Consider the following 26,529-nt stretch of genomic DNA (forward strand, 5'->3'; position numbering starts at 1 on the left):
CAGCCGTCTCGACGGAAAATCGCCGTATTCGGCTATTTTCGAGACTTTTTATCCTTCAACCAACCTTCCGAACGATACCAGCGCACGCTTTGCGCGAATCCCGCCTGGAGAGAGTAGCTCACCGGGGGAAAGTCCGGAATCGGATCGTTGCTAGATAGGCCCCAATCGGCGTGAAGCAACTCCCGAGCCTTGCCCGGGGTGAGAATTGTGTCCTTCCCGGTGACGAATGAAGCCCATTTCGACAACACCGCCAAAACCTTGATCGCCCCCGGGGGGACCCGGACCAGCCTTGGCGACGCGCCCACCGCCTTGGACGCGGCTTGCATGAGTTCGACCCAGCCATAACCCTCCGGGCGGTTGTCGGACAAGCTGAGCAGCCCCGGGCGCGGCGTTTTGACCAAGTCCGCGATCCGGGCCGCGGCGTCGTCCACATGGATCCACGCCATGCGGGCTTTTGGGTCCAAAACCGGCAAAAAGGCCGATTCAGAGGCCATTTTGAACAGTCTGAACGTCTCGACGTCGCCCGGGCCGTAGATGGCCGGAGGGCGGACGATGGTCAGATCTCCGCCAAGAATCTCGCGAGCTGCGTCTTCTCCGCCACGCTTGCTGCCGGCGTAGTCGGACAACTCCGGCTCGCGGGCGGCCAGGCTGGAGACCAGGATGAGTCGCGCCCCGGCCGTCTTGGCCGCCTGGGCGACCCGGCGCGCGCCCTCGACATTGGCCCGGTCGAAGGCGGCGCGGTCCCGCGCCTTGATCAGGCCGGCCACGTGGACGACCGCCTCGGCGCCGTCGCAGAGCGCCGTCAGGGTGCCGGCATGGGCCAGGTCGCCGATGACCAGCTGGGGCTCCAGGCCCGACCAGGCCGGATGGGTGATGTCGCGCCGGGCCAGGACCCGGACGGTCCAGCCCTGATCGGCCAGGACCCTGACCAGGCGGCGACCCAGGAAGCCCGTGGCGCCGGTGACGGCGACCACCGGGCCCGTCCGGGCCTGGCCCATGTCAGGCGCGCTCGCCATAGGCGCCGGCCAGATAGGCGGCCTTGGCCTTGGAGCGGCTGAGCTTGCCCGACGAGGTCTGGGGCAGGGCGTGGGCGCCGACCAGCTGGACCTGGGCCTCGACCTGGTGGCGCAGGCGCAGGACGCCGGCGATCTTCTCGACCAGGGCCGCGCGGGTGTCGGCGTCGCCGCCGCGCGCCTGGACCAGCACCACGACGGTCTCCTCGCCGTCACCCGGCACGGAGAAGGCCGCCACGTCGCCGCTGCGCAGGCCCTCGACCTCGGCCTCGGCGGTCCATTCCAGATCCTGCGGCCAGATGTTGCGGCCGTTGAGGATGATCAGGTCCTTGCCGCGGCCGGTGATGACGATCTCGCCCTCGACCAGGTAGCCCAGGTCGCCGGTGTCCAGCCAGCCGTCGGCCGACAGCACGCGGGCGGTCTCCTGCGGCTGCTCGAAATATTCCCGCATCAGGCTGGGGCCGCGGGCGTAGATGCGGCCCACGCCGCGCTCGGGCAGGACGGCGCCGTTCTCGTCGCGGACTTCCAGCTCGTGGCCGGGCAGGGCCGGGCCGTTGCGGGCGAACTCGCGCGAGCGTGCGGCGTCGTCGGTGATCACCGCCTCGTGCTGCTCCAGGCGCTCGACGTCCAGTCGCTCGGTCTTCAGGCCGCCGCCCAGCGGGGCCATCGACAGGGCCAGGGTGGCCTCGGCCATGCCGTAGCTGGCCACGAAGGCCTTGTCGGAGAAGCCGACGCTGGCGAAGCGCTCGGCGAAGGCGCGAAGCGGGGCGGTGCGGATCATGTCGCCGCCCAGGCCGGCGCTGCGCCACCTGGACAGGTCCAGGTGCTCGATCGAGGCCACCTCGGCGCGGCGGGCGCACAGCTCGTAGCCGAAGGTGGGGCTGTAGGAGATGGTGCCGCCGTTCTTGGTGATCAGGTCCAGCCACAGCAGCGGCCGGCGCACGAAGGCGCCGGTGGGCAGCAGGTCGACCGACATCTGACTGGTCATGGGGCTGAGCAGGAAGCCGATCAGGCCCATGTCGTGATACAGCGGCAGCCACGAGACGGCGCGGTCGGTGGGCAGCACCTGCAGGCCGTCGCGGGTGATGGCCACGGCGTTGGCCATCAGGGCCCGGTGGGTGACCACCACGCCGGTCGGAAAGCGCGTGCTGCCCGACGAGAACTGCAGGTAGCAGGTGTTGTCGGGCGCGACCTCGGGCAGGGCCTCGCCCTTGGCGGCGGGCAGGTCGGCCAGGGCGCCGGCGAAGTCCAGCGGGGTCTTGGCGGCGATGTCCGCCACCCAGTCCTTCATGCCGGACGGACCGATCAGCAGCTTGGCGTGGGCCGAGGCCAGCATGCGCGCGATCTGCTCGACATAGGCCTCGCGGCCGCCCAGCGGAGCGGGCAGGGGGAGCGGCGCGGGCACGAGGCCGGCGTACTGGCAGGCGAAGAAGGCGCGGACGAAGTCGGCCTCGGTGTCGGCGATCAGGCCGACGCTGTCGCCGGGCTTGGCGCCGGTCGCCAGCAGGCGCGGGGCCAGGTCCAGGGCCTGTTCGCGCAGCCGGGCGTAGGGCAGGGCCTCGACCAGTTCGCCGCGCAGCGAATAGAGGTTGATCCCCGTTTCGCCGGTCGCGGCGAAGTTGAGCGCGGCCGTCAGGGTGGGGAAATCGGCGAATCTCACGGTTCGCGAGGAGGACGTCGGAGTAATCATTGCGACAGGCCTTTGGCGCCGTTTTGACCTTCGGCGCAAGTTTGTTCGTCCCTGGAGCGGGCCGTTTCGGCCGCCAGGCTTCGGCGGAGCGCCAGATACATGCCGATCGCCAGGGCGGCGGCGACGGCGACCAGGGCCGCGCCGGCCCCGTTCAGGCCCGCGGCGCGGATCAGCGGGACCAGGGCCACCAGATAGACCGCGCAGACCATCGCCCGCACCCGCAGGGCCAGGCCCGCCTTGCCCAGCGAGACCAGCATCGGCTCCAGGGGCATGGCCAGCACGCCGATCGCGGCGGCGGCCACCTGCCAGTTCATGATGCCGGCCCCGGCGGCGAACGGCTTGCCCATCACGATGGTCAGGACGTCGTCGCCGAACAGGATCGAGACCAGCAGCAGCACGCCCGCCACCGCCCCGCCGATCAGGCCGATCTGGCGCGACAGCTTGCGCATGGCCTCCTCGCCGCCGGTGGCGCGCATCTTGGCCAGTTCCGGATAGAGCGCCGGCACCAGCAGCTTGGCCGGCTTGGCCATGCCGTCGGCCACCTGGCGGCCGACCCGCCACATGGCCGCCTGGGCCGGGCCCAGGACCGAGCCCACCACCAGGGTGATCACCTGGCTGAAGGCCGTGTCGATGGTGCCGCTGAAATTGGTGGCCCAGGCGAAGCGCCAGACGCCGGGCAGGCCCTGGGACAGCGGCCCGCGCAGGGTGAAGTCCTTCAGCAGCTGGCGGCGGTTGAGGTCCCACAGGGCCACGCCGTTGACATAGACGAAGGCCGTGACCGTGCCGGCGGCCCAGGCGGCCAGATAGGCCTCGATCGGGGCGTGCAGCGTGAAGCACAGGGCGCAGCCGACCAGGCGCACGGTCGAGCTGACGGCCTGCTCGGCGGCCAGGAAGCGGAAGCGGTCGAACAGGCGCAGCAGGCCGACCGAGGTCGCCGAGTCCATCACCGCGATCGACAGGGCGTAGCAGGCGGCGGCCGGCGACAGGGCGGCGGGCCAGCCCAGGAAGTGGCCGAACAGCAGGGCGCCGATCACGCCCAGGGTCACCCCCACGGCGGCGCCCAGGCCGTCGAGCAGCAGGGTGAAGCGCAGGACCTGCTGGAACCGCGGGCGGTCGCCCTGCAGCAGGGCTGAGGCGCCGTACTGCAGGAGGGTCTGCCAGGACTGGAACTTGGCGACCTCGCCGAGGAACTGGGCGAAGGCGTTGATCAGCACGATCACGCCCATCAGCTCCTTGCCCAGGCCGCGCGCGGTCAGGGCGATATAGGCCAGCCCGACCACGGCGTTGACCGTACGGCCGCCGAGCAAGGTTCCGGCGTTGGCCAGGACCCGCCTCAGGACATTGGGTTCCTGGCTCATCGGGGGCGTCGGGATTCCGGAGGCAGGCGCTCGACGATCGCCTGGGCGGCGCGGACCGAGGAAGGCGTGTCCCGCAGGTCGAAGCTTTCGGCGAAGCCGCGCCTCTGGGCCTCGACATAGTCGCCGTGCCCGCGTCGCGCGGCGTCGATGGCGTCGACAAGGCCGTCGACGCTGTCCAGCACCGGGCCGTAGCGCCAGTGATGGAAGCTCTCGTCGCCGCGCCAGGCCGCGTCGCTGGCGTTGAGGAACAGGCACGGCTTGGGCGTGCGCAGGAACTCGTAGACCTGGCTGGACACGTCGCCCAGATAGATGTCGGCCGCGCGGGTGTAGGTCATGTCGATCGCCGCGGGCCCGCCCAGGTCGAGGTGGATGCGCGGGTGGTCGACGAACGGCGCCAGGGCCTCGATCGTCGCGGGGGCCGCGCCTTCGAAGAGCCGGATATGGGGGGCGAAGATCAGATTGTAACGCTCGTCCGCGGCGAACTGCTCGAGAACCGCGCGTCCCCAGCGCGGCCAGGAGCCCAGGGCGGGGTGGAAGTGCGGATTGTAGAGCACCACCGGCTTGGCGTCCGGGAAGGCCGGCAGGGGCGAGGGCGGCAGGGCGTCGATGATGTCGAACTTGGGATAGCCGACCATGGCGCAGGTCTCAGGCGTGACCCAGCCCTCGGCGAGCATCCGGTCACGCTGCTTGGGGCCGGCGGCCATCACCAGGTCGAACTGTCTGAGGCGCGGCTCGAACGGGCCGCCCCGATCGCCCGCCCCGTGCTGGGTGTAGACCAGCTTGCAGTCCTTGACCCCCAGCTTGCGCAGCAGGGCGGTGGTGCGCTCGGGCGTGACCACGGCGTCGTAGCGGCCCAGGCGGCGGGCGTTGGCCGCCAGCATCAGGGCCTTGGGCGGCGTGGCCGCGCCCTTCAGCCGCAGGTTCCGCAGCCAGGCCGGCGGCAGCAGGCGCGAGGGGATCGGCGGGACCTTCAGGGTCTCGAGCAGCTCGCGCACATAGTCCAGGTGCTCCTGGGTGGTGGTGGCGATGTGCACGTCGATGTCGGGCCAGCCCTCGGCCAGGGCGATGGCGATGGGCAGGCTATGCAGGATCTGGTGGGTCTGGGCGATGTAGAGGAAACAGACGCTGGGCCTGTTTCCTCGCCCCTTCGAGGCGGACGTGATCACTGTTGCGGCGTGAGGCGCGTGCGCACCCGGCCCTTGAACAGCACGCGGTCGCCCTTGTCGCTGACCGAATAGCTGTCGGCCCGGATGGCGCCGTTGTTCGGGCCGGCGCCCTCGACCGCGGCTCCGCCGACCAGGTCGCCGGTGTGGGTGTCGATCAGCGCCTTCTGCGAGGCGAACTGGTAGCCCTGGCCGTTGTCGATCTTGACGTCGCCGGTCAGCAGCAGCGAGCCCTTCTCCTCCTGGTAGGCCCCGTCCTTGGAGACCACGTGCGTCGGCCTGTCCGAGCCGTAGCCGCGGGTCAACTGCGGGTTCTTCAGGAACACCTGGTCGGCGTTGTTCAGGTCGCGCGTCGCCGAGGTGGCGGTGATCAGGAAGGCGCGCCCGTCCTTCAGGGTCCCGGTGAAACGCGGGTTATCCATGCGCAGGGGCGCCGTGGCGGCGGGCGGGGCGGGCTTGACCGCCATGGCCAGGATCGCGCCCTGGCCCACGATCGCCACGGCCGTGCCGATGGCGATGGCCGGCAGGATGGTCCGCAGCGCCCGCACCGACTTGCGGTGGCGGTTGCGGTTCTTCTTGCGGACCGGACGGGCGACTGCGGGCGTGATGGCGATCATGGCTGCATGAACTGAAGGCGACGGGCCGAGGCAATGAGCGACCGACTTAAGCCTCCCGGCCCGATCTCCCAAGAGGTATTGCGACCCTGCCCCCGGCCGGGGGCGCGGTCAACGGCCGGTTATCGAGGCGCGGGGGTGATCAGGCTGTACCGTTCGGCGGCGGTCAGCGGCCGCCAGCGGCCCTCCGGCAGGTCGCCCAGGACCAGGTCGCCGATCCGGATTCGCAACAGATCGACGACGGTCAGCTCGACCAGCTCGCACATCCGCCGGATCTGGCGGTTGCGGCCTTCCTTGAGGACGAAGCGCAACTGCTGGCGGCCGACGACCTCGACCTGGGCGGGCCGCAGCTGGCGCTCGTCCAGTTCCAGGCCGTGACGCAGCAGGGCCAGCTTGTCGTCGGTGACCCAGCCATCGACCCAGACCAGGTATTCCTTCTCCAGCTCCGAGGCCGGGCCGATCACCGCCTTGGCCACCACCCCGTCCTCCGAGAGGATCAGCAGGCCGCGCGAATCCATGTCCAGCCGCCCGACCGGCGCCAGCTTGTTGTCGAAGCCGGGGATGACCGGGCTCTGGCCGACCAGGGCCTCGCGGGTCAGCAGGCGCACGGCCGGGACCTGGCCCGGGTCGGGCTGGGACGAGACGATCCCGATGGGCTTGTGGATCATCACGCTCAGGGCGCCCTCCAGCTGGGCCTGGGCGCGGTCGGACAGCACCAGGGTCTGGCCGGGCTCGATCTTGCGGCCGACGTCGTCGACCCGCTGGCCGTCGATCGACACCAGGCCCTGGCTGATCAGGGCCTCGGCCTCGCGCCGCGAGCAGACGCCGTTCTGGGCCAGCCAGCGATTGACGCGCTGCGGCTCGGCTTCGTCATAGAGTCGGGTCCAGGCCATGGTCGGGGCGTCCGGGAAGGTGAGCTGGCCTGTCTAGGACCGGTCGGCGGGGTTCCGCAACCGCCATGGGGGCGTGGCCGTTCCATCTTCGGCGAAACTGGGCTTGGAGAGACCTCATGACCGATCGCGTCGACAACGACACCGCCCTGGAAGAGGTCCTGGAATTCCTGGCCGATCCGCCCGCGCCGGGCACCCCCGAGGACGCCCGCTTCGGCGAGCGTCTGCGCCAGGTGCTGTCGGCCTCGATCGTCGACGATCCGGTCGACGAGGACGACCCTGTTCCCAGGCCCGAACTGGCCCTGGACCAGGACCTGCGCCGCAAGCTCGAGGCGGTGGCCCGGCGGCGGTCGAGCAACCCCTTCGGCGAGCATCCGGAGGGGATCGGGCCGACCCTGGGGATGGATCTGGGCAAGTCGTAGAGTTGTTGCGAAGCCGGGGACGGGCGCATGCGCCCGTCCCCGGTTGTCGCCCTAGGGTCCGGACTCTATTGGATCGTTGATTTTCAGTTGTCATCCCGGCCGAAGGTCCGCCTGGCGGACCGTAGAGCCGGGACCCAGGGGCGAGCGCACTGCGCCGGCCCCTGGGTCCCGGACAAGCGCTACGCGCTTTCCGGGATGACAACCAATTAGAGCGCCGATTTCGCTTGGGTGTCACCGACACGCAATTGAGGACGGCCCCTAAACCCGTCCGCCTGGGCTGTTCTTGAACGTGTCGCCGACCTCGCGGGAATCCCCGCCGTCCGGGCCGGCCGTGCGCCGTTCCTTCCGGCCGGTCTTGGCCGTGTCCTTGTCGGGGATCTCGCCCAGCGGCAGGGCCTCGTTGGCTCGCCGGCCCTCGGTGTTGTTCTCCTGGCCCATGGCGGCTCCTAGTGATGGGTGTGGTGTTCGGCGTTGCGCTTGCGGGTCGCGGCCGCCTTCCTGGCCGAGGCCGAGCGTTCGGCCGCCGTGCGCGAGGCCGCCGCCTTGCCGCCCTTCGCGCCGCCCTTGTGAGCGGCCGGATGGCCGGTGTCCTTGCCACGGCCCGAGCCGCCGGGCTTCTTGCCGCCGCCGTCGTCCCTGTTGACCGTCGCCCAGGCCCGCCGCTCGGCCTCCTGCTCGGAGACGCCGCGCTTTTCGTAACCTTCGGCGATATGGTCGGCCTTGCGCTCCTGCTTGTCGGTGTACTTGGACTTGTCGCCCTGGGGCATGTCGTCCTCCATCTGCTGTGACAGGAAAATCCGTCGCCCGGACGTGAGGTTCCCAGGGCCAACCTTCGGAACAAGCTGAGCAATCGGCCGTTCGAAGCGCATGGCGCGCAAACTGAAAGTGTTCTGCTGGTCCGACGGCCTCCACGACTACACCGTGGCCGCGTCGTCGCGCGCCAAGGCGCTGGAGGCCTGGGATGTCGGCCGCGACCTGTTCAAGGACGGCACGGCCCGCGAGATCGCCGAGGGACGGGCTCGCGACGCCGCCCTCGATGCGCCGGAGACCGTGGTCACCACCCCGGCCGGCGGCCTGGGTGCGGCGCTGAAGGCCTTGCCCGCCAAGGCGCGGCGCAAGCCGTCGAAGGCGGAAACGGCCCGGGCCGAAAAGCTGGCGGCCCTGAAGGCGCAGATGGAGGCCGTCGAGGACGAGGCCGAAGCCTCCGATCTGGCCTTCGCCGAGCGGAGATCCGCCCTGGACGCCGAGGAAGCGGCGGCGATCGAGGGGTTCGAGACCCGGCGGGCGGCGCTGGAGAAGGCGATCAGGGCGGCGCGGAAGTAACGTTCGCACCGACGCCGCCTGGGGACACGCGCCGGCGCATGTCCCCAGGGGCTATTTCAGACCTTACCCCGTCACATAGCGGATCAGGGCCGCCATGTTCTCGATATAGGCGCCGGTCGAGATGCCCGGCTTGGGTACGTCGGCCAGATAGGGCGAGGTGTCGGTGGGGTCGCCCACGCGGGTCTGCGAGAACTCACCCGGGGTCACGGTCATCGAGCCGTCGCCGATATAGGGGTTGCTGACCGCCTTCATCGGGGTGGGCCACCAGCCCTCGGCGTTCAGCTCGGACATCAGCTGGGCGACCTGCGCCTCCGAGGTCTTGCCCTCGGCGGCCTTCAGGGCCCCGACATTGAGGTCCGACACCGAGATGTCCTTGGTGGTGAAGTAGCGCGGCAGGGCCTGGCCGCCGCCCTTGACCTTCAGCGGCGAGTCCTTGCTGGCGATCTCGGGCGGCGTGGCCTTCAGCGTCTCGTAGCGCTTGCGCAGCTTGTCGATATTGACCGCGCGGAACGACGAGTAGTGGACGATCGTGTTGTCCCAGTGCTTGTCGACGAAGTACTCGCCGTTGAACACGTTGGAGCCGCGGCGGTGGACGTAGAGCGGCTCGTTGGTCCCGATCTCGATGAAGGTGGGGTAGCGCGGCTTGCCGGGGGCGATCTTGTCGTCCAGCTTCAGGCCGGCCAGCCAGTCGATGGTCTCGGGGATGCGGTCCAGGTACTTCGGGTCGCCCGTCAGCTGGTAGTAGTCCATCAGGTTTTCGAGGTTGCCGGCCGTGGTGTGGCTGGCGAAGGCCTTGGGCTCGTAGGTGCGCGCCCCGGCCGGCTTGAGGTCGGCGACCGTGTGCTGCAGGCCCCAGCCGGGCTGCGGCATCGGCTGGTGGGCGGCGATGTAGACGTCCATGGCCCGCCTGATCGGGTCGAGCACGCGCTTGTCGCCCAGGGTCCGCCAGACCATGATCAGGAACTTGATGTTTTCGTCGACGACGCCGTCGTTGAAGGTGATGTAGCCGGTGTAGTCCGGATGGCCCTTGTTCTCGAAGCCGCTCATCAAGGGGAAGCGCTGCGGCCAGCCGCCGTTCGGGTACTGGGCGTCGAGGACGAACTGGATGGCCTTGTCCAGCGCCGGCCTAAAGGCCTTGTCCTTCTTTTCCAGATAGATGCGCAGCATCAGCTGGCAGCTCTCGGCCGTGCCCTCGTCGTCGAACGTGGCGTTGCCGTAGTAGTGCTGGAATTCCTCGAGCCGCCAGCCGTTCTTGCCGATGGTGTCGTACCACTTCTTCAGCGACCCCGGCCCGGCCAGGTCGCCCATGTAGTTCCAGCCGCCCGCCGGGTGCTGGATCTTGATCAGGGCCTGGGCCGCCTTCTTGGCCGCCTCGTAGTAATATTCGTCGCCGGTGGCGTGGTAGGCGTCGAGGAACAGGTGGCCCATGGTCGCTGTGCCGGGCGGCTGGACCCAAATCATGGTCGGGAAGGCTTCCATCTCGCCGAACCGTCGCGAGAAGTCGGGCAGGTAGCTCCAGACATAGCCGCCCTCGTAGGCGGCCTTCTCGGCCATGAAGGTCGTGGCCTTCTTCATCGTCGCCAGGACCTGGTCCCTGGACGGCGCGGCGCCCTGGGCCAGGGCCTTCAGCGGGGCCATGGCCGTGGCGACGGCGAGGGTGGCGGTGGTCGTCGCCAGCAGACGGCGGCGGGTGAGGGGGCTCAGCGGCATGTGACGGGACTCTCCCAGGGACTTTCGCGTCGAGCGGCCCGCGACGCAAGGACGCGGCAGGCCGGCTGGGGGAGGAGCAAGAGGCGGCTTCCAGCGCCTCTCGATCCTGGTCGTCCTCCCGGTCGGTCCTTGCCGAAACCCCTGTCGCCGTTGATCGGCGCGGTGTTGGCGTCTGTTATGATACCGGTGTCATGACTTGACCAGCGCCTTTTGGTGGAGCTCTGTTATGTGACGCGGCGTCAGGTCCTGCGACAGGCCGTCACGTTGTGCCTGTCCGGCCGTTCGGCGAAAACAGGTCATCGGTTTTTGAGGCGACGCCGCCGCGCCGGGTTCTGGTAGCGCGCGACGCCGTCCTGTTGGGGAACAGGACGACGGCCCCGGGTCAGCAATGATCCGGGGCCGTTTTCAGTTCTGGGACCGGTACCAACTAAGCCATTGATTTTATGTGGGGTTACACCGTTCTGCGACCAGCGGTCACATGGCTGGATTCGTTCATTCCTTCTAAATGTCCGCCATGCCCAGCCAACACGATCACCTGAACGAAGCCGAGCGCCTCGAGCGACAAGCCGAGCTCGCCGACAGCGATCACGCCCGTGAGGCGCTGCGCCGCATGGCCCAGACCTCGCGCCTGTCCGCGGCCCTGGTCGGCATGCTGGAAGCCAGCCGAGAAGAGCTGCCGGGCTAGTCCGGCGCGTGGATCGCCCCTTTCCGCGCAAAGTCGTTCCCCGGATACACGCATCGCTTGAATTGCTGCGCGGCTCGGTGAACATGGGCTCCAGCAAGGAGACCCTGGTGGCGGGCGAGGGATCGGACAAGGCCGTTCTGGAGGGCGCCGGCGCGTACTTCCTCAGCATCGTGGAAGCCAGCCGCGACTGCATCCGGGTGATCAGCCCCGAAGGCCTCGTCGAATACATGAACGCCCGCGGCCAGGCGCTGTTCGAGATCGAGGATTTCGCCGGCCGCAACCGCAACCGCTACTGGCCCGACATGTGGCCGTCCGAAAGCCGCGCCGCCGTCGAGCAGGCCCTGCGGACCGCCATGGCCGGCGAAGCGGCCGCCTTCCGCGCCATCTGCCCCACCGCCAAGGGCGATCCCCGCTGGTGGGACACCACCGTGTCGCCGATCCTCGACGAGGGCCGGGTGATCCGGGTCCTGGCCACCTCGCGCGATGTTACCGGCGAGATGCGCTCGGAAGCCCAGCGGCAGTTGCTGGTCAACGAGCTGAACCACCGGGTCAAGAACACCCTGGCCACCATCCAGTCGATCGCCAGCCAGTCGCTGCGCAACGCCGGCGTCGACCTGGCCGTGCGGGGCGCGTTCGAGGGCCGGCTGATGGCGATCGCCGCCACCCACAACGTGCTGACCGACGAGAACTGGTCGGCCGCCAGCCTGCGCCAGATCATCGACGGCTCGGTCACGCCCTATCGCAGCAATGCGTCGCAGCTGACCATCAGCGGCGAGGACCTGATGGTTTCGCCCAAGCCGGCCGTGGTGCTGGCCCTGGCCTTCCACGAACTGGCGATCAACGCCTTGAAGTACGGGGCCCTGTCGGCGGCGGGCGGCCATGTCGACATCGGCTGGTCGGTGGCGGGCGGCGACCAGCTGGACATCACCTGGACCGAGCAGGGCGGCCCGCCCGTCCACCCGCCCGAGCGTCGCGGGTTCGGCTCGCGGATCGTCGAACTGGCCCTGCCCAACGAGCTGGGCGGCGCGGTGGACGTCGATTACCGCCCCGAAGGCCTGCGCTGCCGCATCCACGCGCCGCTGGCCGCCCTGGACAAGGTCGACGCCTTCATGCCGCTCGCCTGAGGGGCGCGGTCAACTTCCCGACACGGTGAACCGCGATCCTCCTGGGCCGTTGTGCAAGCTTGAGCGGCGCTGAGGTCGCGGAGGCGCGTCGCTGATGATCCCAGGGGAGGCGAAGACAGGGCTGGCGGTCGCCTGGGCGGCGTCCCGCGCCTTCGTCGCGCGTCATCGCTGGTGGTTCGCGGCGGGGATCGGCGCGCTGCTGTCGCTGGCGGTCCTGCTGGCCTGGCTGGGCGCCAGCCTGCCGATCTCGCGCGCCCTTGAGCCCTTGCCCAACCGGGCGCTGATCCTGCTGGACAGCCAGGGCCGGCCCTTCGCGCGGCGCGGGGCGTACAAGGAGGCGCCGGTGGTCATCAAGGCGCTGCCCAAACATGTGCCGGCCGCCTTCATCGCCATCGAGGATCGCCGCTTCTACCATCACATCGGCGTCGATTTCGGCGGCATGGCGCGGGCCATGGTGGTCAACGCCAAGGCCCATCGCACGGTCCAGGGCGGCAGCACGATTACCCAGCAGCTGGCCAAGAACGCCTTCCTCAAGCCCGAGCGCAGCCTGCGCCGCAAGGGGCAGGAGGCGATGATCGCCCTGTGGCTGGAGCTGCGGTTGTCCAAGGACGAGATCCTGTCGCGCTATCTCTCCAGCATCTATTTCGGCGACGGGGTCTATGGCCTGGGCGCGGCGGCCCGGCACTATTTCGGCAAGCCGCCCGAGCAGCTGTCGATCGGCGAGGCGGCGATGCTGGCCGGCATGGTCAAGGCCCCGGTCGACCTGGATCCGGTTGACCATCCCCAGGCGGCCGGCGCGCGGGCCCGGCTGGTGCTGGACGCCATGGTGCGGACCAAGGCGATCACGCGTGAACAGGCCGACGCGGCCGGCCATGTGGTGGTGCGCACCACCCGGGCCGACCTGCCGGTGGGCGGCTATTTCGCCGACTGGATCTCGCCGCAGGTCAAGTCGGCCTTCGACGGGCCCGGCTATGGCGAGGTGCGCGTGCCCACCACCCTGGACAGCCGCCTGCAGCGGATCGTCGAGCGGGCCGTGGCCAAGGACATGAAAGGCGCGGCCAAGGCCAAGGTAGGGCAGGTCGCCGTGGTCGCCATGCGGCCGGACGGCCGGGTCGTGGCCATGCTGGGCGGCGCGAACTATCGCCAGACCCCGTTCAACCGCGCCGTCCAGGCCCGACGCCAGCCCGGCAGCGCGTTCAAGCTGTTCGTCTACCTGGCCGCCCTGCGCGACGGGGCCACGCCCGACAACCTGGTGATCGGCGATCCGGTGACGATCGGCGGCTGGACGCCCAGCAACTACGAGGGCGGGGGCGGACGCGACCTGACGATCCGCGACGCCTTCGCCCAGTCCAACAACATCATCGCCGCGCGGGTGTACCAGCAGGCCGGCGGGCCCGAGGTGGTCCGGGCGGCGCGGGACCTGGGCATCGTCTCGCCGCTGCGCGAGGACGACGCCACCCTGGCCCTGGGCACGGCCGAGACCACCTTGCTGGGGCTGACCGCCGCCTACGCCGCCGTCGCCTCGGGCAAGATGCCGGTCCAGCCGTACGGCAGGCCCCGCACGACGCCGCTGGCCGCCGCCGACATGGACACGGCCGAGCGGGCGGCGCTCTACGACCTGCTGGGGGCGGTGGTCGAGGAGGGCACCGGCCGCGCGGCGCGCCTGGGCCAGAAGGCCTACGGCAAGACCGGCACCACCCAGGACTATCGCGACGCCCTGTTCGTCGGCTTCACCGGCGACCTGGTGGTGGGGGTCTGGGTCGGCAACGACGACCATTCGCCCATGAACCGCATGGTCGGCGGCGACCTGCCGGCCCGCATCTGGCGCGACGTGATGACGAGCGGCCTGAAGGCCGGCCTGGTGGCGCGGGACGGCCCGCCGGAACCGCGCTACGAGCGTCTCCCGCGCGCCGAGCCCGAGGTCATCGAGGAGGCACCGCGACCCAGGCGTGTGCCGAAATGGCTCCGGAGGCTCTTTGGGTTGTAGAGGCCCCCTCCGCACCGCCTGGAAATCCGCGGCGCCGAACGCGCTGGCCCGCCGCTTGCTGCCACCCCTGCGCCGCGACCCAGAATGGGACGCTTCTCGATCGCTCGCCGGGCGCGTGGTCGGGAGGTGCTGGACGGCGTAGTCGGAAAGGCGCTTGGAATGAACCCGAAGGCAGTGCTCCTGATCGGAGCGACCACGATGACGCTCGCCGCGTTCGGACCCGTGACGGCCTCCCTGGCGGACGGCTATCCGGCCACCGTCGCCCCGATCGCCAAGGCCAGGCCGAAACCCGTGGTCAGGACCCGGGTAAGGATCGTCGAGCGCCCGGTCTATGTCGAAAAGATCGTCAAGCAGCCGGTCTATATCGAGAAGCGGACCGAGGTGCCCGTCGACCGCCCCGTCTATATCGACCGTCCGGTGGACCGCATCGTCGAGAAGCGGGTCGAGGTTCCGGTCGACCGCATCGTCGAAAAGCGCGTCGAGGTTCCCGTCGTCAAGATCGTCGAGAAGCCCGTCGACCGTCCCGTCTATATCGACCGTCCGGTGGATCGGATCATCGAGAAGCGGGTCGAGGTTCCGGTGGATCGTCCGGTCTATGTCGACCGTCCGGTGGACCGTGTCATCGAGAAGCGGGTCGAGGTTCCGGTCGACCGCCCCGTCTATGTCGATCGCCCCGTCGACCGCGTCATCGAAAGGCGGGTGGAGGTGCCGGTCGAGCGGGTCGTTCGCGTGCCGGTCTATGTGGAACACCAGGAGCGGCGGGTCGAACGCCGCGGCTGCGACTGCGACGGCGACCGCGGCTATTACGAACAGGGCCGGGTCTACGGCCGGACCGAAGGCAGCGTCGAACGCTCGGAAGAGAGCTACGAGTCCGAGTCGAGCCGCTACAGCGAGGAAGGCCAGGGCTGGAGCTCGCAGGGCAGCTACATGGCCGGGGACGGCTACGCCCAGTCGCTGGGCGGCGTCGGCGGCGGGGGCTATTACGGCTATTCCAGCGCCCGCTACGGCGCGGGCGGCGGCTGGCTCGGCGGCCAGACCTATGGCCGGTCGGGCTATTCGGGAGGCTACTCCAGCGGCTGGGCCGGCGCCGGCGGCGCGTCGAGCGCCCGGGCCAGCTCCAGCGCCAGTTCCTCGACCAGCGTGACGGTGTCGGGCGGCGGTCACTATGGCGGCGGCGGACACGGTGGTGGACATGGCGGCGGCCATGGCGGCGGTTCGACGGGCGGCCACGGCGGCTGCTGCGGCCGCTGACCGCGTCCGCCTGAAAAGCGGTGTCCACGGAGCGAAACGGCGCCATTCTGCATAGTGTGGCCGCCGGAATCGGGCGTCAGTCGTCGATGGGGGATCACGCGCGGCCCTAGGCCGCGGTCAGGAGCCGATCATGGACTTGATCCTGGTGGTCACCAAGCCTTTCGACTGGAGCGTAGAGCGCCAGGGCCAGACCCTGTCCCGCCACTCCAGCCAGGAGGCCGCCTACAAGGCCGCCCTCGACTACGCCAGCGCGCTGTTCGACGAGGGAGTCCGGACCCAGGTCACGATCAAGCCCGAACCGCGCACCTTCGCCGGCGCCGAGCTCGGATAGGCGAGCTCACTCGGACGCCAGGCACACCTCCACGCACCGCCGCGCCAGGGCCTGGGTCGCGTCGATGAACGGCACGGCCAGGTCGGCCGCGTCCATCACCAGCGGGACCTCGGTGCAGCCGGCCACCACGACCTGCGCGCCCTTGCCGGCCAGGCGGTGGGCGAGGGCGGCCATCGTCCGGCGGGAGTCCGGACCCAGGTCGCCGTGCTTGATGCGATAGAGCAGGGCCATGAACTCGACCTGCTCGTGATCGTCCAGGGTCACGGCCTCGATCCCCAGGTGCGAGAAGGTCCGGCGGTAGAGGGCCAGGGCCCCGCCGGTGCCCAGCACGCCGACCCGTTCCGCCCCTTCGGCCATCGCCGCCAGGCCGGCGGTCTCGATCAGGTCGACCAGGGGCAGGCCGCTGGCCCGGACCTGGTCGGCATAGGCGTGGGCGGTGTTGCAGGCGATGGCCAGCACCTGGGCGCCGGCCTGGCGCAGGCCCACGGCCATCTGCGCCAGAACAGGCCCCGCCGCGTCGTCGCCGTCGTTGCGGTCGGGGACCTTGGGGTTGATGTCGACCAGAACCCGCAGGTGGTCCTGCTCGCGGCCGGCCGGCGTGGCGGCCTGCAGCTTGGCCAGGAAATCGAGGGTGGCGGCCGGGCCCATGCCGCCGAGAACGCCCAACACTTTCGACGGGGTGGTCTTGGACATCAGCTGGCCTCTTGCTTCGGCTGGACGCCCCCTCCGTCACGCCGCGTATTCGCGGCGCGCCACCTCCCCCGTTTCACGGGTGAGGAGAAGGTCGGCGCGGTTTCCTCCTCACCCGCATAGCGGGGGAGGTGGCGCGGCGCCATAGGCGACGTGACGGAGGGGGCGTTCCGGCGCTCAGCCGGCCAACGCCTCCTCCAGTTCGCTCTGATAGCCGAACAGCCCCTGCGCCCCGCCGGTGTGCAGGAACACCACGCGCTGATCCTTGAAGGCGCCCTTGCGGGCCTGGTCGATCAGGCCCTTCATCGCCTTGCCCGAATAGACCGGGTCCAGCAGCAGGCCCTCGGTGCGGGCCGCCAGGGTCAGGGCGTCGATCACGCCCGGGTCGACCAGGCCGTAGCCTTCGCCGACATAGTCGCAGTCGGCCACGACCCTGTCGCGCGTCACCCGGCCGGCCGCGCCGATGGTTTCGGCCGTGGCGACCGCCAGGTTGAAGACGTTCTCCTCCTGCCTGGCCTTGGGCGCGCGGACGCCGAAGCCCAGGATTGGGATGTCGAGGCTGAGGGCGGCGAAGCCCGCCACCAGGCCCGCCTGGGTGCCGGCGCTGCCGGTGGCGGTGACCAGGCGGTCGATCCTCAGGTCCATGGCGTCGGCCTGCACCACCAGTTCGCGGGCGCAGTCGACATAGCCCAGGGCCCCGACCGTGTTCGAGCCGCCGCCCGGAATGACATAGGGCTTGCCGCCGCGCCGGCGCACGGCCTCGGCCGAGGTTTCGAGCTCGGCGACCATGTCGGTCCCGCCGGGTACGAACCGGATCGCCGCGCCCATCAGCCGGTCCAGCAGGACGTTGCCGTTGCCGACATAGTCGCTGGCCTTCGAGCCGGTGCGCTCCTCCAGGATGACCTCGCTCTTCAGGCCGAAGCGCGCCCCCGCGGCGATGGTTTGGCGCACGTGGTTGGACTGCACGGCGCCCTGGGTGACCAGGGTGTCGGCGCCTTGGGCCAGGGCCTCGCCCAGCAGGAACTCCAGCTTGCGGGTCTTGTTGCCGCCGCCCGCCAGGCCGGTGCAGTCGTCGCGCTTGACCCACAGGTCGATCCCCAGCGCGGCGCCCAGGCGGGGCAGGGGCTCCAAAGGCGTCGGCAGATGGGCGAAACGGGCGCGGGGGAAGCGGGCCAGGTGCATGAGCGTCCTTCGTGGCGGAGGGCGAGCGTCAGGCGATTCCCTACAGGCTCGGGCGCGGTCGTGCTATGCTGGCGAACGAAAAGCACGAACCGGCGGATCGGCCGGCGGGAGGATGTCATGGCCTCGATCACGGGCCTTCGGTGGAGCGCCGGCCTCGCGGCGGTCCTGCTCTGCGCGGCCCCGGCCGGCGCCTCGACCCTCGTGATCGGCGGCGGCGCGGCCAAGGAATGCGCCGACGCCGCGATCGGCGGCCGCTCGGACAACGCTTCGGTGACCCGGTGCACCCTGGCCCTGGAAACCGAGATCCTCGGCTTCCGCGACCGCGCCCGCACCTATGTCAATCGCGGGGTGCTGCAGATGCGCCAGCGCGACTTCGCCGGGGCGGTCAGCGACTTCGACGCCGCCTCGAAGATCGATCCCGACCTGGGCGAGGCCTATGTCAATCGCGGCGCGGCCTATGTGGGGTCCAGCCGCTACGGCGAGGGGCTGGTCCAGATCGACCAGGGCCTGGCCCTGGGCGTCAAGGATCCGCAGAAGGCCTATTTCAACCGCGCGATCGCCCACGAGAACCTGGGCGACGTGACGGCCGCCTATCGCGACTACACCAAGGCGGCGGAACTGGACCCCGATTGGGACGCGCCCAAAAAGGAACTCACGCGTTTCACCGTCAGACGGCCCTGAACGCGACGCATTGAAGGCGTTATAGATAGGGTCCTGAATCGGAGCCCTGGCGGCATGAGCGCAATTCGCACGACGATCCTGGCGACGATCCTGGCGGCGGGTTCGGCCGTGGCCCCGGGCGCGCCCGCTTTTGCCCAGACCGACCTGCGGGCCCTGCGCCAGCGTGACGAGATCCTGCAGCAGCAGGACATCGCCCGCCAGGACGCCCTGGCCGCCCAGCGCGAGCGATCGGCGGCCCAGAGCCGCTACGACACCCAGTTGACCCTGCGGACCCTGGACGAGGCCGCCAGGCCGCCGGCCCAGCCTACGCTGCGGCCGGCCCTGTCGCCGACTCCGCCGCGGGGGCCCAGCGCCGACGACATGGTCGCCGACAACGCGCGGATGGATCGCCTGACCGACCAGGCCCTGGCCGCCAGCAACGCCCGCCTGCGGGCCATCAAGCCGGCGTTCTGACGCCGTTCGCAACACCAGGAGACCGATCGCATGGAATGGGGTGGGGGACGCCGCGAGGGCAATATCGAGGATCGGCGCGGCCTGGGCCCGGTGGGCGTCGCCGGCGGCGGCATCGGCGCGGTGGTGCTGGCGGTCATCGGCTATTTCGTCTTCGGGGTTCCGCCCGAGACCACGATGAACGCCGTCAACGGCGCGCAGCAGCCCGCCGCCCAGGAGGGCGCGCGCGGCCAGGTCAGCGACCGCGAAGGCCAATTCGTCGACGTGATCGAGACCTCCAACACCGATGTCTGGGGCCCCCTGCTGGCCAAGCACGGGGTCAACTATCGGCCGCCCGCGGCGGTGGTGCTGTACGACCAGGCCACCGGCACGGGCTGCGGCACGGGCCAGTCGGCCATGGGGCCGTTCTATTGCCCGGCCGACAACAAGGTCTATCTGGACCTCAGCTTCTGGAACGAGCTGGAAAGTCGGTTCGGCGCCAAGGGCGAGTTCGCCCGGGCCTATGTGATCAGCCATGAGATCGGCCACCACATCCAGAGCCTGACCGGCGCCTCGGACCAGGCGCGACGGATGGGCGCGCGGGGCGCCGAGAGCGGCTCGGTGCGGCTGGAGCTGCAGGCCGACTGCTACGCCGGCGTCTGGGCCCGCCACGCGCCCGAGGCCTCGGGCGGCGGCATCCAGATCTCCAGGGCCGACATCGAGGACGGCCTGGGCGCGGCGGCGGCGGTCGGCGACGACGCCATCCAGGAACAGGCCCAGGGCCGGGTCATGCCCGACAGCTTCACCCACGGCACCTCGGCCCAGCGCATGCGCTGGTTCGGCAAGGGCTACGACGCCGGCGATCCGGGGGCGTGCGACACGTTCGCGGCGCGGACCCTGTAGGGCGGAGCGCTTCTCCCCTTCGCGGCGGTTCCCGCATTCCTCCGTTCGCCGCCCTCCGTCCGCAGCAGGGGCGGGAGGGCAAAACCGCAAGATCGGTCGAGCGCCGCGGGGCCGTCAGCGACTAACTGAAGCCGCCACGGAGGAGGCACGATGAAGGCGGCGCTTCGAAACTACCATGCCCGGATGCAGCGGGTGCTGGACCATGTGGACCAGCATCTCGACGGTGACCTTGACCTGGAAACGGTGAGCGGTGTCGCGGCCTTTTCCAAGTTCCATTTTCACCGGCAGTTCATGGCGACCTTCGGGTTGTCCGTGCATCGCTATGTCCAGCTCGCCCGCCTGAAGCGCGCGTCGCACCAGCTCGCCTCCAAGGAGGCCCGCAGCGTGACGGAGATCGCGATGGAGGCCGGCTACGACGCGCCGGACGCCTTCGCCCGCGCCTTTCGGCGCAGGTTCGGGCAATCGCCTTCCTCGTTCCGGAAATCGCCCGACTGGGCGCCGTGGCTTGCGGCCTTCGGGCCTTTGGACAATGCGAGGAGCAAGCTCATGCAGATTACCTATGAACCCGGCGACGTGATGATCCGCGACATGCAGCCGACGCCGGTGGCGATCCTGGAGCATCGGGGCGACCGGGCGACGCTCGGCGCCACGATCGAGCGGTTCATCACCTGGCGCAAGGCCGCCGGCCTGTCGCCCGAGACCAGCCCGACCTTCAACATCTTCCGGTCCGAGAGGATTCCCGAGAACCCCGCCGACTACAGCATGGACCTCTGTATCGGGACCGACCGGCCGATCGAACCGGGGGACGAGGTGATGAAGGCCGGCGTGATCCCCGGCGGTCGCTGCGCGGTGCTGCGGGTCGTCCACGACACCCACAACCTGGAGCCGGCCGCGCTCTACCTCTATCGCAACTGGCTTCCCGCCAGCGGCGAGGAAGCCCGGGACTTTCCGATCTATTGCCAGCGGCACTTCTCGTTCCCGCCGAACGCGTCCGTGCACGAGGTGGTCGTCGAACTGTTCCTGCCGCTCAAGTAGCGGCTTCTGAACGACCGGAGGCCGGCCAGGCCCGTCGTCCTGCCGAAGGGGGCGACGGGTCTAGGTCGGCAGGCGGGCGCCGAGGTACTCGGCCGGGTTCACCGCCGTCGGGTGGCCGCGATTGCTCAGCACCGCCGTCACGTAGCCGGAGGCGGGGTAGATCGCCAGGTCGCCGTTGACCCCGGGCGCGCCGCCGCCGTGGCCGTAGCAGGTCGCGCCGTTGCGGCTCTGCACCTTGAAGCCCAGCGCCCAGCGCGACGCGCCGCCGGCCTCGACCCGGGCGGTGGTCGCCAGGCGGGTGTGGGCCGGGTCGAGCAGGCGATGCTCGCGCAGCGCCGTGGCGAAGGCGTGCAGGTCGTCGACCGTGGAATAGCCGCCGCCCGCCGGCAGGCCGTCATAGGGCGCCAGCGGCTTGAGCCCGGCCAGGGCGCTGCCGGCATAGGGCAGGGCGTCGCCGTCCCGCGGCCGCTGGCTGGTGGCCGCCATGCCGGCCGGCCGGAAGACGTGCTCGGCGAAATAGGCCTCGTAGGCCTGGCCCGAGACCCGCTCGAGGATCGCGCCCAGCAGCACAAAGCCATAGTTGCTGTAGGCGAACCGGGCCCCGGGCTGGAACAGCGGCTCGCGCGGGCCGTACAGCCGCACATAGTCCGACACCGTGCGCAACTCGTCCTGGTGGGCGTCGTGGAACGGCCCGAAGATATCGCCCGTGCCGCCGGTGTGGGTCAGCAGGTGCTCGACGGTCAGCCGTCTGGCCAGGGCCATGTTCGGATAGTCGGGCAGGGCCGCGGCGACCGGCGTGTCCAGCGCCAGCCGCCCGGCCTGGACCTGCTGGAGGATCGAGACGGCAGTGAACATCTTGCCCATCGAGCCGATGCAGAACCGCGTGCCGACCTGGACCGGGCGTCGCCGGGCGTGGTCGGCCAGGCCGTAGGCCTCGCGCAGGATCGCCCGGTCGCCGCGCGCCGCCAGCACCGCGCCGGAGAAGCGGTCGGCCCGGGCCTGGGCGCGCAGCTTGCCCGTCAACGCCGCGACCGCCCGGGACTCGCTCAGCCGGGGGATCGCGAAGCCGTCCGGCGCCGTTGCGCCAGAAAAGGCGATGTCGGCCAGGCCGCCGTCCGGTCCCGCCGTCACGACGACCTTGGAGAACCGGTCCCAGGCGCGGTCCTGGACCCAGGCGGTCAGCTCGCCGGAGGCGGTCAGGCTGACGCGCAGCACGGTGAAACCGCCCGACGCCTCGCGCGTGGCCAGGTCCTCGTCGACATAGGGCAAGGCGTCGGGCAGGCGCGCCTGAATGAAGGCCCGATAGGCGGCCGGGTCCTGGCCATTGAACACCGCCAGCCAGCGCCGGAACCAGACCTTGGCGGGCTCGTCGCCGGCCAGGGACGCGGCTTCGGCGCATTGGCCGGCGCCCGCCCCCAGGCCGCCGCCCAGCAGGATCGAACCCGCCACGAAACCCCGCCTGTTCATCCGCCGAATTCTCCTGTAGAGCCTCACGAGAGAAATGTAAGTGCTTACGGATATTGTCAATGGCCGACGACCCGCCGCCTTCGGGCGACTACATCCAGCGGTCCGGCGCCGCCGCGCTCGGCGCACGGCTGCGCCGGTTGTCCGAGCGGATCGACCGCGACGCCGGCCGGCTCTACGCGGAGCTCGACGAGCGGTTCGAGCAGCGCTGGTTCGGCGTGCTCAACCAGCTGGAGCGGAACGGCCCGCGGTCGGTCGGCGACCTGGCGGCGGTCCTCGGCGTCACCCACGTCTCGGTCAGCCAGGTGCGCCAGGCCCTGGTCGCCGAGAGGCTGGTGGCCGAGGATCGCGACCCCCGCGACGGCCGCAGCCGCGTCCTGCGGCTGACCGACGACGGCCAGGCCCTGGCCCGGCGGCTGGCCCCGGCCTGGAGCGCCCTGTCGGCGGCGGCGATCGCGCTGAACGCCGAGGCCGGGGACGCCCTGGCGGCGCTGGACCGGCTGGAAGGGGCCCTGGACCGGGCCTCGATCCTGGATCGCGCTCGGCGGGCGCTGGAGCAGGCTCCGGAGCCGAAAGTCTAGGGGCGCGTCCGCCGCGCCGCGAACAGCGCGGGGATCCCGGCCGCCGGCCCGGCGCGGCCCAGCAGGTAGCCCTGCGCCGTGTCGCAGCCCCGCTCGCGCAGCTGGTCCAGCTGTTCGGCCGTCTCGACGCCCTCGGCCGTGGTCACGAAGCCCAGGCCGGCGCCCAGGTCGGTCACCGCCTTGACGATGGCGGCGCAGGGCCCGGGCTGGGACAGGCCGGCGATGAAGGACGGATCGATCTTGACCTTGTCGAAGGGAAACAGCCGCAGGCAGTCGAGCGACGAAGGGCCGATCCCGAAATCGTCCATGGCGATGCGCACGCCCAGGTCGCGCAATTCGTGCAGGGCCGCCAGGCCATCACCGCGCAGAACCGAGGCGCTGACCTCCAGTTCCAGGCGCTCGGGCGCCAGGCCCGAGGCCGCCAGGGCGCGGGATACGGTGGCGAGCAGGGTGCGGCTTCGAAACTGCACCGGCGACAGGTTGACCGCCACCCACGCCGGCTCGGGCCAGCTGGCCGCGTCCGCGCAGGCTCGTCCGATCACCCAGTCGTCGAGGCGGGCGATCAGGCCGGTCTCTTCGGCCAGGGCGATGAAATCGGCGGCCGAGACCAGGCCATGATCCGGACGGTTCCAGCGCAGCAGGGCCTCGAATCCGACGATCGCCCCCGTCCGGGTGTCGACCTCCGGCTGGTAGTGGAGTTCGAACCGCTCGGCCTCGACCGCCTCGCGCAGATCCTGTTCCAGCCTGCGGCGCGCTTCGGCGCGGGCGTCCATCCCCGGCTCGAAGAAGCACGCGCTGCCGCGTCCCTGGGCCTTGGCGCGGTAGAGGGCGAGGTCGGCGTTGACCAGCAGGGTCTCGGCGTGATCGCCGTCTTCCGGGGCCAGGGCCAGGCCGATGCTGGCCCCGATCGTGACGTGGTGGCCCTGGATCTCGAAAGGCGCGGCGACCGCTTCGATCAGCCGCCGGGCCAGGTCTTCCGCCTGCCCGCGCCCCTGTCCGTCGGGCAGGAGCACGACGAACTCGTCGCCGCCCAGCCGGGCCACCGTATCGCCTTCGCGGACGCAGGCCGACAGGCGGCCGGCCACGGCGCGCAGCAGGTCGTCGCCGATCGGATGGCCCAGGGTGTCGTTGACCGCCTTGAAATGATCCAGGTCGACGCACAGCACCGACAGCGGGTTCTTTCGCCCGGAGCGGGCCAGCGCCCGGTCGAGCCGTTCGCGCAGCAGGACGCGGTTGGGCAGGCCGGTCAGCGGGTCGTGACGGGCCAGGTGTCGGTCGGCGGCCGCCGCCAGGATCTGGGTGACGTCCTCATGGCTGGCGACATAGCCGCCGCCGGGGATCGGGTTGTGGGTGATCTGGACCGTCCGGCCGTCCTGGAGCGGGACGTGGCGGTTGATCAGGTCGCCGCCCCTGAGCGCGGATTCGATGGGGATGTCGCGGTACTCCACCCAGTCGGCCGGAGCCGAGCCCGTGGCGATCCGATAGTCCAGGATGTCCTGCAGCGGAGTGCCCGGGCGGGTCAGGCGCTCGGGCAGGGCGTACAGCCGCCGATAGGCGGCGTTGCACAGGATCAGGCGGGTCTCGCTGTCGAACATGCACAGGCCGTGGGGCATGTTGTTGAGCGCGGCGTCGAACCGCCGGTTCTGTTCGGCCAGGGCCAGTTCGGCGGCGGCCTGGGTGATCCTGTCCTGGGCGCGCCGCAGGCTGGCGGGCGTGGACCCGGGGCGCGATTTGGCCGGGGGCGAGGGATTCCCCGCCGTCGGCGGCGCTCCCGCGCCCGATCCGAGGTTTCGGGGCCTCGGCGCTCCCATTTTTCCAAGTCCTTCCGTGACCCAACGCCTTCAAGCTGCGCCTTTCGCGGTCAACGACCCGTTAGCGAGGGGCAAGGCGTTCGTGCGGCGAAACAACGCATGACCAGGCTTGCGTCCCGTTTGCGGCCGGTTTCACGGCCGCCCTTGACCCGCGCGTCAGTCGGCCTAGTGTCCCCCCGTTCACCGGGGGGCCGCTTCGCGCGGCTGAGATTGGGCGCCGCCCTGACCCGTCGAACCTGATCCGGGTCATGCCGGCGAAGGGAGGGAACGCGGACCAGGCCAAAACCCGGTCCGTAAACCGACTTAGCGCGACACGTCCGGGTCTCCTTGAAGCTTGAGGAGCGCCCGAAATGAACGTTCAACTGCCCATCAAAGACGCTATAGGCGCGATCCCGACGGGCGAACGCCCCGGTTCGCGCAAGGTCTACCAGGCCGGCGCGCTGTTTCCCGACATCCGGGTGCCGTTCCGCGAGGTCGAGGTCCATCCCAGCGCCAACGAGCCGCCGGTCACCATCTACGACCCGTCGGGCCCCTATACCGACCCGCACGCCAGGATCGACATCGAGAAGGGCCTGGAGCGTCCGCGCGAGGCCTGGATCACCGCGCGCGGCGACGTCGAGGTCGTGGCCAACCCCCGCGAGGTCAAGCCCGAGGACAACGGCTTCGCCCAGGGCAAGCACCTGGCCCCGCAGTTCACCGCCAAGCGCCCGATCTTCAAGGGCAGCCAGGGCAAGCTGGTCACCCAGCTGGAATACGCCCGCGCCGGGATCATCACCGCCGAGATGGAATATGTCGCCATCCGCGAGAACCTGCGCCGCGAGCAGAACGCCCCGTGCGTGCGCGACGGCGAGGACTTCGGCGCCTCGATCCCCGACTTCGTGACCCCCGAGTTCGTGCGCCAGGAAGTGGCCCGCGGCCGGGCCATCATCCCGGCCAACATCAACCACGGCGAACTGGAGCCGATGGCGATCGGCCGCAACTTCCTGGTCAAGATCAACGCCAACATCGGCAATTCGGCCGTGCTCTCCACCGTCGCCGACGAGGTCGACAAGCTGGTCTGGGCCACCCGCTGGGGCGCCGACACGGTCATGGACCTGTCCACCGGCCGCAACATCCACAACATCCGCGACTGGATCATCCGCAACAGCCCGGTGCCGATCGGCACGGTGCCGATCTACCAGGCGCTGGAGAAGGTCAACGGCGTGGCCGAGGACCTGAACTGGGAGGTGTTCCGCGACACCCTGATCGAACAGGCCGAGCAGGGGGTGGACTACTTCACCATCCACGCCGGGGTGCGCCTGCCGTTCGTCCCGCTGACCGCCAAGCGCGTGACCGGGATCGTCAGCCGCGGCGGCTCGATCATGGCCAAGTGGTGCCTGGCCCACCACAAGGAGAACTTCCTCTACGAGCGGTTCGAAGAGATCTGCGAGATCATGCGCGCCTACGACGTGTCGTTCTCGCTGGGCGACGGCCTGCGCCCGGGCTCGACCGCCGACGCCAATGACGAGGCCCAGTTCGCCGAGCTGCGCACTCTGGGCGAGCTGACCAAGGTGGCCTGGAAGCACGGCGTGCAGGTGATGATCGAGGGGCCGGGCCACGTGGCCATGCACAAGATCAAGGCCAACATGGACGAGCAGCTCAAGCACTGCCACGAGGCCCCCTTCTACACGCTCGGCCCGTTGACCACCGACATCGCCCCTGGCTACGACCACATCACCTCGGCGATCGGGGCGGCGATGATCGGCTGGTTCGGCACGGCCATGCTCTGCTACGTCACGCCCAAGGAGCACCTGGGCTTGCCCGACCGCGACGACGTCAAGACCGGCGTGATCACCTACAAGCTGGCCGCCCACGCCGCCGACCTGGCCAAGGGCCACCCCGGCGCGGCCATGTGGGACGACGCCATCAGCCGGGCGCGGTTCGAGTTTCGCTGGGAGGACCAGTTCAACCTGGGCCTCGATCCGGAAACGGCCCGGGCCTTCCACGACGAGACCCTGCCCAAGGAGGCGCACAAGACCGCGCACTTCTGCTCGATGTGCGGCCCCAAGTTCTGCTCGATGAAGATCAGCCAGGAAGTCCGCGAGTTCGCGGCCGGCATGGCCCCGAACTCCATCGAGCAAGGCATGGCCGAGATGAGCGACAAGTTCCGCGAGCAGGGGTCGGAGATCTACCTGAAGACGGAAGGGTAGGGG

At 70.3% G+C, this 26,529-nt stretch carries 26 protein-coding genes, 1 pseudogene and 1 riboswitch; of the genes and pseudogenes, 14 read left to right on the plus strand and 13 right to left on the minus strand.

Features of this window, described 5'->3' with window-relative positions:
• Nucleotides 1-32: 32 nt before the first annotated feature.
• The 6 genes from AC07NX_RS21280 to AC07NX_RS21305 all read right to left on the minus strand — a co-directional run bounded on the left by AC07NX_RS21280 (nucleotide 33) and on the right by AC07NX_RS21305 (nucleotide 6,731).
• The gene (locus tag AC07NX_RS21280) at nucleotides 33-1,016 is read right to left on the minus strand and encodes an NAD-dependent epimerase/dehydratase family protein (protein WP_494644540.1); all 984 of its coding nucleotides are present in this window, start codon (nucleotides 1,014-1,016) and stop codon (nucleotides 33-35) included.
• Complete coding sequence (locus AC07NX_RS21285; RefSeq protein ID WP_494644541.1) at nucleotides 1,000-2,703, minus strand: fatty acyl-AMP ligase; 1,704 nt, start codon at nucleotides 2,701-2,703, stop codon at nucleotides 1,000-1,002. Before AC07NX_RS21285 ends, AC07NX_RS21280 begins: the two co-directional genes overlap by 17 nt.
• Nucleotides 2,700-4,061 carry a lipopolysaccharide biosynthesis protein gene (locus AC07NX_RS21290; RefSeq protein WP_494644543.1) on the minus strand — a complete coding sequence of 454 codons (1,362 nt, stop codon included), beginning with the start codon at nucleotides 4,059-4,061 and terminating at the stop codon, nucleotides 2,700-2,702. Before AC07NX_RS21290 ends, AC07NX_RS21285 begins: the two co-directional genes overlap by 4 nt.
• Nucleotides 4,058-5,227: a CDP-glycerol glycerophosphotransferase family protein gene (locus AC07NX_RS21295; protein ID WP_494644544.1), complete on the minus strand. Its 1,170-nt coding sequence runs from the start codon at nucleotides 5,225-5,227 to the stop codon at nucleotides 4,058-4,060. Before AC07NX_RS21295 ends, AC07NX_RS21290 begins: the two co-directional genes overlap by 4 nt.
• Nucleotides 5,224-5,841 (minus strand): LPS export ABC transporter periplasmic protein LptC, encoded by a 618-nt coding sequence (gene lptC, locus AC07NX_RS21300; RefSeq protein ID WP_494644546.1) that lies wholly within the window; start codon nucleotides 5,839-5,841, stop codon nucleotides 5,224-5,226. The genes AC07NX_RS21295 and lptC overlap by 4 nt, the downstream gene beginning before the upstream one ends.
• 119 nt (nucleotides 5,842-5,960) lie before the next feature.
• Nucleotides 5,961-6,731: a pseudouridine synthase gene (locus AC07NX_RS21305; RefSeq protein WP_494644548.1), complete on the minus strand. Its 771-nt coding sequence runs from the start codon at nucleotides 6,729-6,731 to the stop codon at nucleotides 5,961-5,963.
• Nucleotides 6,732-6,847: 116 nt separating this feature from the next.
• Here AC07NX_RS21305 and AC07NX_RS21310 point away from each other — a divergent pair, with 116 nt between their 5' ends.
• Together AC07NX_RS21310 and AC07NX_RS21315 are read left to right on the plus strand one after the other, a co-directional pair.
• Nucleotides 6,848-7,150, plus strand: coding sequence for a hypothetical protein (locus AC07NX_RS21310; RefSeq protein WP_494644549.1), 303 nt, complete (start codon nucleotides 6,848-6,850; stop codon nucleotides 7,148-7,150).
• Nucleotides 7,151-7,217: 67 nt separating this feature from the next.
• Nucleotides 7,218-7,350, plus strand: a pseudogene (locus tag AC07NX_RS21315) (hypothetical protein); the annotation flags it as partial.
• 58 nt (nucleotides 7,351-7,408) lie between these two features.
• On the opposite strand, the gene AC07NX_RS21320 reads toward AC07NX_RS21315, so the two are convergent.
• Both AC07NX_RS21320 and AC07NX_RS21325 read right to left on the minus strand, forming a co-directional pair.
• A complete protein-coding gene (locus AC07NX_RS21320; RefSeq protein WP_494644551.1) occupies nucleotides 7,409-7,588 on the minus strand; it encodes a hypothetical protein in 180 nt (59 codons plus the stop codon).
• Nucleotides 7,589-7,596: 8 nt separating this feature from the next.
• Nucleotides 7,597-7,917 carry a plasmid stabilization protein gene (locus AC07NX_RS21325; protein WP_494644553.1) on the minus strand — a complete coding sequence of 107 codons (321 nt, stop codon included), beginning with the start codon at nucleotides 7,915-7,917 and terminating at the stop codon, nucleotides 7,597-7,599.
• Nucleotides 7,918-8,017: 100 nt separating this feature from the next.
• On the opposite strand from AC07NX_RS21325, the gene AC07NX_RS21330 reads away from it, so the two are divergent.
• Nucleotides 8,018-8,473, plus strand: coding sequence for a hypothetical protein (locus tag AC07NX_RS21330; RefSeq protein WP_494644555.1), 456 nt, complete (start codon nucleotides 8,018-8,020; stop codon nucleotides 8,471-8,473).
• 63 nt (nucleotides 8,474-8,536) lie between these two features.
• On the opposite strand, the gene AC07NX_RS21335 is transcribed toward AC07NX_RS21330, so the two are convergent.
• Nucleotides 8,537-10,183 carry a pectate lyase gene (locus AC07NX_RS21335; RefSeq protein WP_494644557.1) on the minus strand — a complete coding sequence of 549 codons (1,647 nt, stop codon included), beginning with the start codon at nucleotides 10,181-10,183 and terminating at the stop codon, nucleotides 8,537-8,539.
• A 514-nt stretch (nucleotides 10,184-10,697) separates the two neighbouring features.
• On the opposite strand from AC07NX_RS21335, the gene AC07NX_RS21340 reads away from it, so the two are divergent.
• The 5 genes from AC07NX_RS21340 (at nucleotide 10,698) to AC07NX_RS21360 (ending at nucleotide 15,561) form a co-directional block, all read left to right on the plus strand.
• Nucleotides 10,698-10,868 (plus strand): hypothetical protein, encoded by a 171-nt coding sequence (locus AC07NX_RS21340; protein WP_099052243.1) that lies wholly within the window; start codon nucleotides 10,698-10,700, stop codon nucleotides 10,866-10,868.
• A 107-nt stretch (nucleotides 10,869-10,975) separates the two neighbouring features.
• On the plus strand, nucleotides 10,976-11,992 hold the full coding sequence (locus AC07NX_RS21345; protein ID WP_494644598.1) for a sensor histidine kinase: 1,017 nt from the start codon (nucleotides 10,976-10,978) through the stop codon (nucleotides 11,990-11,992).
• A 94-nt stretch (nucleotides 11,993-12,086) separates the two neighbouring features.
• On the plus strand, nucleotides 12,087-13,979 hold the full coding sequence (locus AC07NX_RS21350; RefSeq protein WP_494644559.1) for a transglycosylase domain-containing protein: 1,893 nt from the start codon (nucleotides 12,087-12,089) through the stop codon (nucleotides 13,977-13,979).
• A 198-nt stretch (nucleotides 13,980-14,177) separates the two neighbouring features.
• The gene (locus tag AC07NX_RS21355) at nucleotides 14,178-15,230 is read left to right on the plus strand and encodes an IMCp domain-containing protein (protein ID WP_494644560.1); all 1,053 of its coding nucleotides are present in this window, start codon (nucleotides 14,178-14,180) and stop codon (nucleotides 15,228-15,230) included.
• Between the two features lie 130 nt (nucleotides 15,231-15,360).
• Complete coding sequence (locus AC07NX_RS21360) at nucleotides 15,361-15,561, plus strand: hypothetical protein (RefSeq protein ID WP_494644561.1); 201 nt, start codon at nucleotides 15,361-15,363, stop codon at nucleotides 15,559-15,561.
• A gap of 6 nt (nucleotides 15,562-15,567) precedes the next feature.
• Here the strand turns inward: AC07NX_RS21360 and cuyB are convergent, their stop codons facing one another.
• Together cuyB and cuyA are read right to left on the minus strand one after the other, a co-directional pair.
• Nucleotides 15,568-16,254: a cysteate racemase gene (gene cuyB / locus AC07NX_RS21365; RefSeq protein ID WP_494644563.1), complete on the minus strand. Its 687-nt coding sequence runs from the start codon at nucleotides 16,252-16,254 to the stop codon at nucleotides 15,568-15,570.
• A gap of 174 nt (nucleotides 16,255-16,428) precedes the next feature.
• Entirely contained in the window at nucleotides 16,429-17,433 is a 1,005-nt protein-coding gene (gene cuyA, locus AC07NX_RS21370) for a D-cysteate sulfo-lyase (protein WP_494644564.1), read from the minus strand.
• 117 nt (nucleotides 17,434-17,550) lie between these two features.
• On the opposite strand from cuyA, the gene AC07NX_RS21375 reads away from it, so the two are divergent.
• The 4 genes from AC07NX_RS21375 to AC07NX_RS21390 all read left to right on the plus strand — a co-directional run bounded on the left by AC07NX_RS21375 (nucleotide 17,551) and on the right by AC07NX_RS21390 (nucleotide 20,481).
• Nucleotides 17,551-18,114 (plus strand): tetratricopeptide repeat protein, encoded by a 564-nt coding sequence (locus AC07NX_RS21375; protein ID WP_494644566.1) that lies wholly within the window; start codon nucleotides 17,551-17,553, stop codon nucleotides 18,112-18,114.
• Between the two features lie 54 nt (nucleotides 18,115-18,168).
• A complete protein-coding gene (locus tag AC07NX_RS21380; RefSeq protein ID WP_494644567.1) occupies nucleotides 18,169-18,567 on the plus strand; it encodes a hypothetical protein in 399 nt (132 codons plus the stop codon).
• 30 nt (nucleotides 18,568-18,597) lie between these two features.
• Nucleotides 18,598-19,446 (plus strand): KPN_02809 family neutral zinc metallopeptidase, encoded by an 849-nt coding sequence (ypfJ, locus tag AC07NX_RS21385; protein ID WP_494644568.1) that lies wholly within the window; start codon nucleotides 18,598-18,600, stop codon nucleotides 19,444-19,446.
• 150 nt (nucleotides 19,447-19,596) lie between these two features.
• On the plus strand, nucleotides 19,597-20,481 hold the full coding sequence (locus AC07NX_RS21390) for an AraC family transcriptional regulator (RefSeq protein ID WP_494644570.1): 885 nt from the start codon (nucleotides 19,597-19,599) through the stop codon (nucleotides 20,479-20,481).
• A 60-nt stretch (nucleotides 20,482-20,541) separates the two neighbouring features.
• On the opposite strand, the gene AC07NX_RS21395 is transcribed toward AC07NX_RS21390, so the two are convergent.
• Nucleotides 20,542-21,948: a serine hydrolase domain-containing protein gene (locus AC07NX_RS21395; RefSeq protein ID WP_494644571.1), complete on the minus strand. Its 1,407-nt coding sequence runs from the start codon at nucleotides 21,946-21,948 to the stop codon at nucleotides 20,542-20,544.
• 59 nt (nucleotides 21,949-22,007) lie between these two features.
• Between AC07NX_RS21395 and AC07NX_RS21400 the strand changes: the two genes are divergently transcribed.
• On the plus strand, nucleotides 22,008-22,526 hold the full coding sequence (locus tag AC07NX_RS21400; RefSeq protein ID WP_494644572.1) for a MarR family winged helix-turn-helix transcriptional regulator: 519 nt from the start codon (nucleotides 22,008-22,010) through the stop codon (nucleotides 22,524-22,526).
• On the opposite strand, the gene AC07NX_RS21405 is transcribed toward AC07NX_RS21400, so the two are convergent.
• Nucleotides 22,523-24,337 carry a putative bifunctional diguanylate cyclase/phosphodiesterase gene (locus tag AC07NX_RS21405; protein ID WP_494644574.1) on the minus strand — a complete coding sequence of 605 codons (1,815 nt, stop codon included), beginning with the start codon at nucleotides 24,335-24,337 and terminating at the stop codon, nucleotides 22,523-22,525. The two genes, AC07NX_RS21400 and AC07NX_RS21405, sit on opposite strands and share 4 nt — an antisense overlap.
• Before the next feature lie 174 nt (nucleotides 24,338-24,511).
• A riboswitch (TPP riboswitch) is annotated at nucleotides 24,512-24,617 on the plus strand.
• Between the two features lie 70 nt (nucleotides 24,618-24,687).
• Between AC07NX_RS21405 and thiC the strand changes: the two genes are divergently transcribed.
• The gene (thiC, locus tag AC07NX_RS21410) at nucleotides 24,688-26,526 is read left to right on the plus strand and encodes a phosphomethylpyrimidine synthase ThiC (protein WP_494644575.1); all 1,839 of its coding nucleotides are present in this window, start codon (nucleotides 24,688-24,690) and stop codon (nucleotides 26,524-26,526) included.
• Nucleotides 26,527-26,529 lie beyond the last annotated feature (3 nt).

This window comes from Caulobacter sp. GW821-FHT09A05 (assembly GCF_059418465.1).

Excerpts from the sequence above, each read along its gene's own strand:
- AC07NX_RS21335 (WP_494644557.1), bottom strand. The coding sequence starts at position 10,183 with ATGCCGCTGAGCCCCCTCACCCGCCGCCGTCTGCTGGCGACGACCACC.
- AC07NX_RS21405 (WP_494644574.1), bottom strand. The coding sequence starts at position 24,337 with ATGGGAGCGCCGAGGCCCCGAAACCTCGGATCGGGCGCGGGAGCGCCG.
- ypfJ (WP_494644568.1), top strand. The coding sequence starts at position 18,598 with ATGGAATGGGGTGGGGGACGCCGCGAGGGCAATATCGAGGATCGGCGC.
- AC07NX_RS21355 (WP_494644560.1), top strand. The coding sequence starts at position 14,178 with ATGACGCTCGCCGCGTTCGGACCCGTGACGGCCTCCCTGGCGGACGGC.
- thiC (WP_494644575.1), top strand. The coding sequence starts at position 24,688 with ATGAACGTTCAACTGCCCATCAAAGACGCTATAGGCGCGATCCCGACG.
- AC07NX_RS21360 (WP_494644561.1), top strand. The coding sequence starts at position 15,361 with ATGGACTTGATCCTGGTGGTCACCAAGCCTTTCGACTGGAGCGTAGAG.
- AC07NX_RS21395 (WP_494644571.1), bottom strand. The coding sequence starts at position 21,948 with ATGAACAGGCGGGGTTTCGTGGCGGGTTCGATCCTGCTGGGCGGCGGC.
- AC07NX_RS21310 (WP_494644549.1), top strand. The coding sequence starts at position 6,848 with ATGACCGATCGCGTCGACAACGACACCGCCCTGGAAGAGGTCCTGGAA.
- AC07NX_RS21350 (WP_494644559.1), top strand. The coding sequence starts at position 12,087 with ATGATCCCAGGGGAGGCGAAGACAGGGCTGGCGGTCGCCTGGGCGGCG.
- AC07NX_RS21290 (WP_494644543.1), bottom strand. The coding sequence starts at position 4,061 with ATGAGCCAGGAACCCAATGTCCTGAGGCGGGTCCTGGCCAACGCCGGA.
- AC07NX_RS21375 (WP_494644566.1), top strand. The coding sequence starts at position 17,551 with ATGGCCTCGATCACGGGCCTTCGGTGGAGCGCCGGCCTCGCGGCGGTC.
- cuyA (WP_494644564.1), bottom strand. The coding sequence starts at position 17,433 with ATGCACCTGGCCCGCTTCCCCCGCGCCCGTTTCGCCCATCTGCCGACG.
- AC07NX_RS21325 (WP_494644553.1), bottom strand. The coding sequence starts at position 7,917 with ATGCCCCAGGGCGACAAGTCCAAGTACACCGACAAGCAGGAGCGCAAG.
- AC07NX_RS21390 (WP_494644570.1), top strand. The coding sequence starts at position 19,597 with ATGAAGGCGGCGCTTCGAAACTACCATGCCCGGATGCAGCGGGTGCTG.
- lptC (WP_494644546.1), bottom strand. The coding sequence starts at position 5,841 with ATGATCGCCATCACGCCCGCAGTCGCCCGTCCGGTCCGCAAGAAGAAC.
- AC07NX_RS21380 (WP_494644567.1), top strand. The coding sequence starts at position 18,169 with ATGAGCGCAATTCGCACGACGATCCTGGCGACGATCCTGGCGGCGGGT.
- AC07NX_RS21320 (WP_494644551.1), bottom strand. The coding sequence starts at position 7,588 with ATGGGCCAGGAGAACAACACCGAGGGCCGGCGAGCCAACGAGGCCCTG.
- AC07NX_RS21280 (WP_494644540.1), bottom strand. The coding sequence starts at position 1,016 with ATGGCGAGCGCGCCTGACATGGGCCAGGCCCGGACGGGCCCGGTGGTC.
- AC07NX_RS21285 (WP_494644541.1), bottom strand. The coding sequence starts at position 2,703 with ATGATTACTCCGACGTCCTCCTCGCGAACCGTGAGATTCGCCGATTTC.
- AC07NX_RS21305 (WP_494644548.1), bottom strand. The coding sequence starts at position 6,731 with ATGGCCTGGACCCGACTCTATGACGAAGCCGAGCCGCAGCGCGTCAAT.
- AC07NX_RS21340 (WP_099052243.1), top strand. The coding sequence starts at position 10,698 with ATGCCCAGCCAACACGATCACCTGAACGAAGCCGAGCGCCTCGAGCGA.
- cuyB (WP_494644563.1), bottom strand. The coding sequence starts at position 16,254 with ATGTCCAAGACCACCCCGTCGAAAGTGTTGGGCGTTCTCGGCGGCATG.
- AC07NX_RS21400 (WP_494644572.1), top strand. The coding sequence starts at position 22,008 with ATGGCCGACGACCCGCCGCCTTCGGGCGACTACATCCAGCGGTCCGGC.
- AC07NX_RS21330 (WP_494644555.1), top strand. The coding sequence starts at position 8,018 with ATGGCGCGCAAACTGAAAGTGTTCTGCTGGTCCGACGGCCTCCACGAC.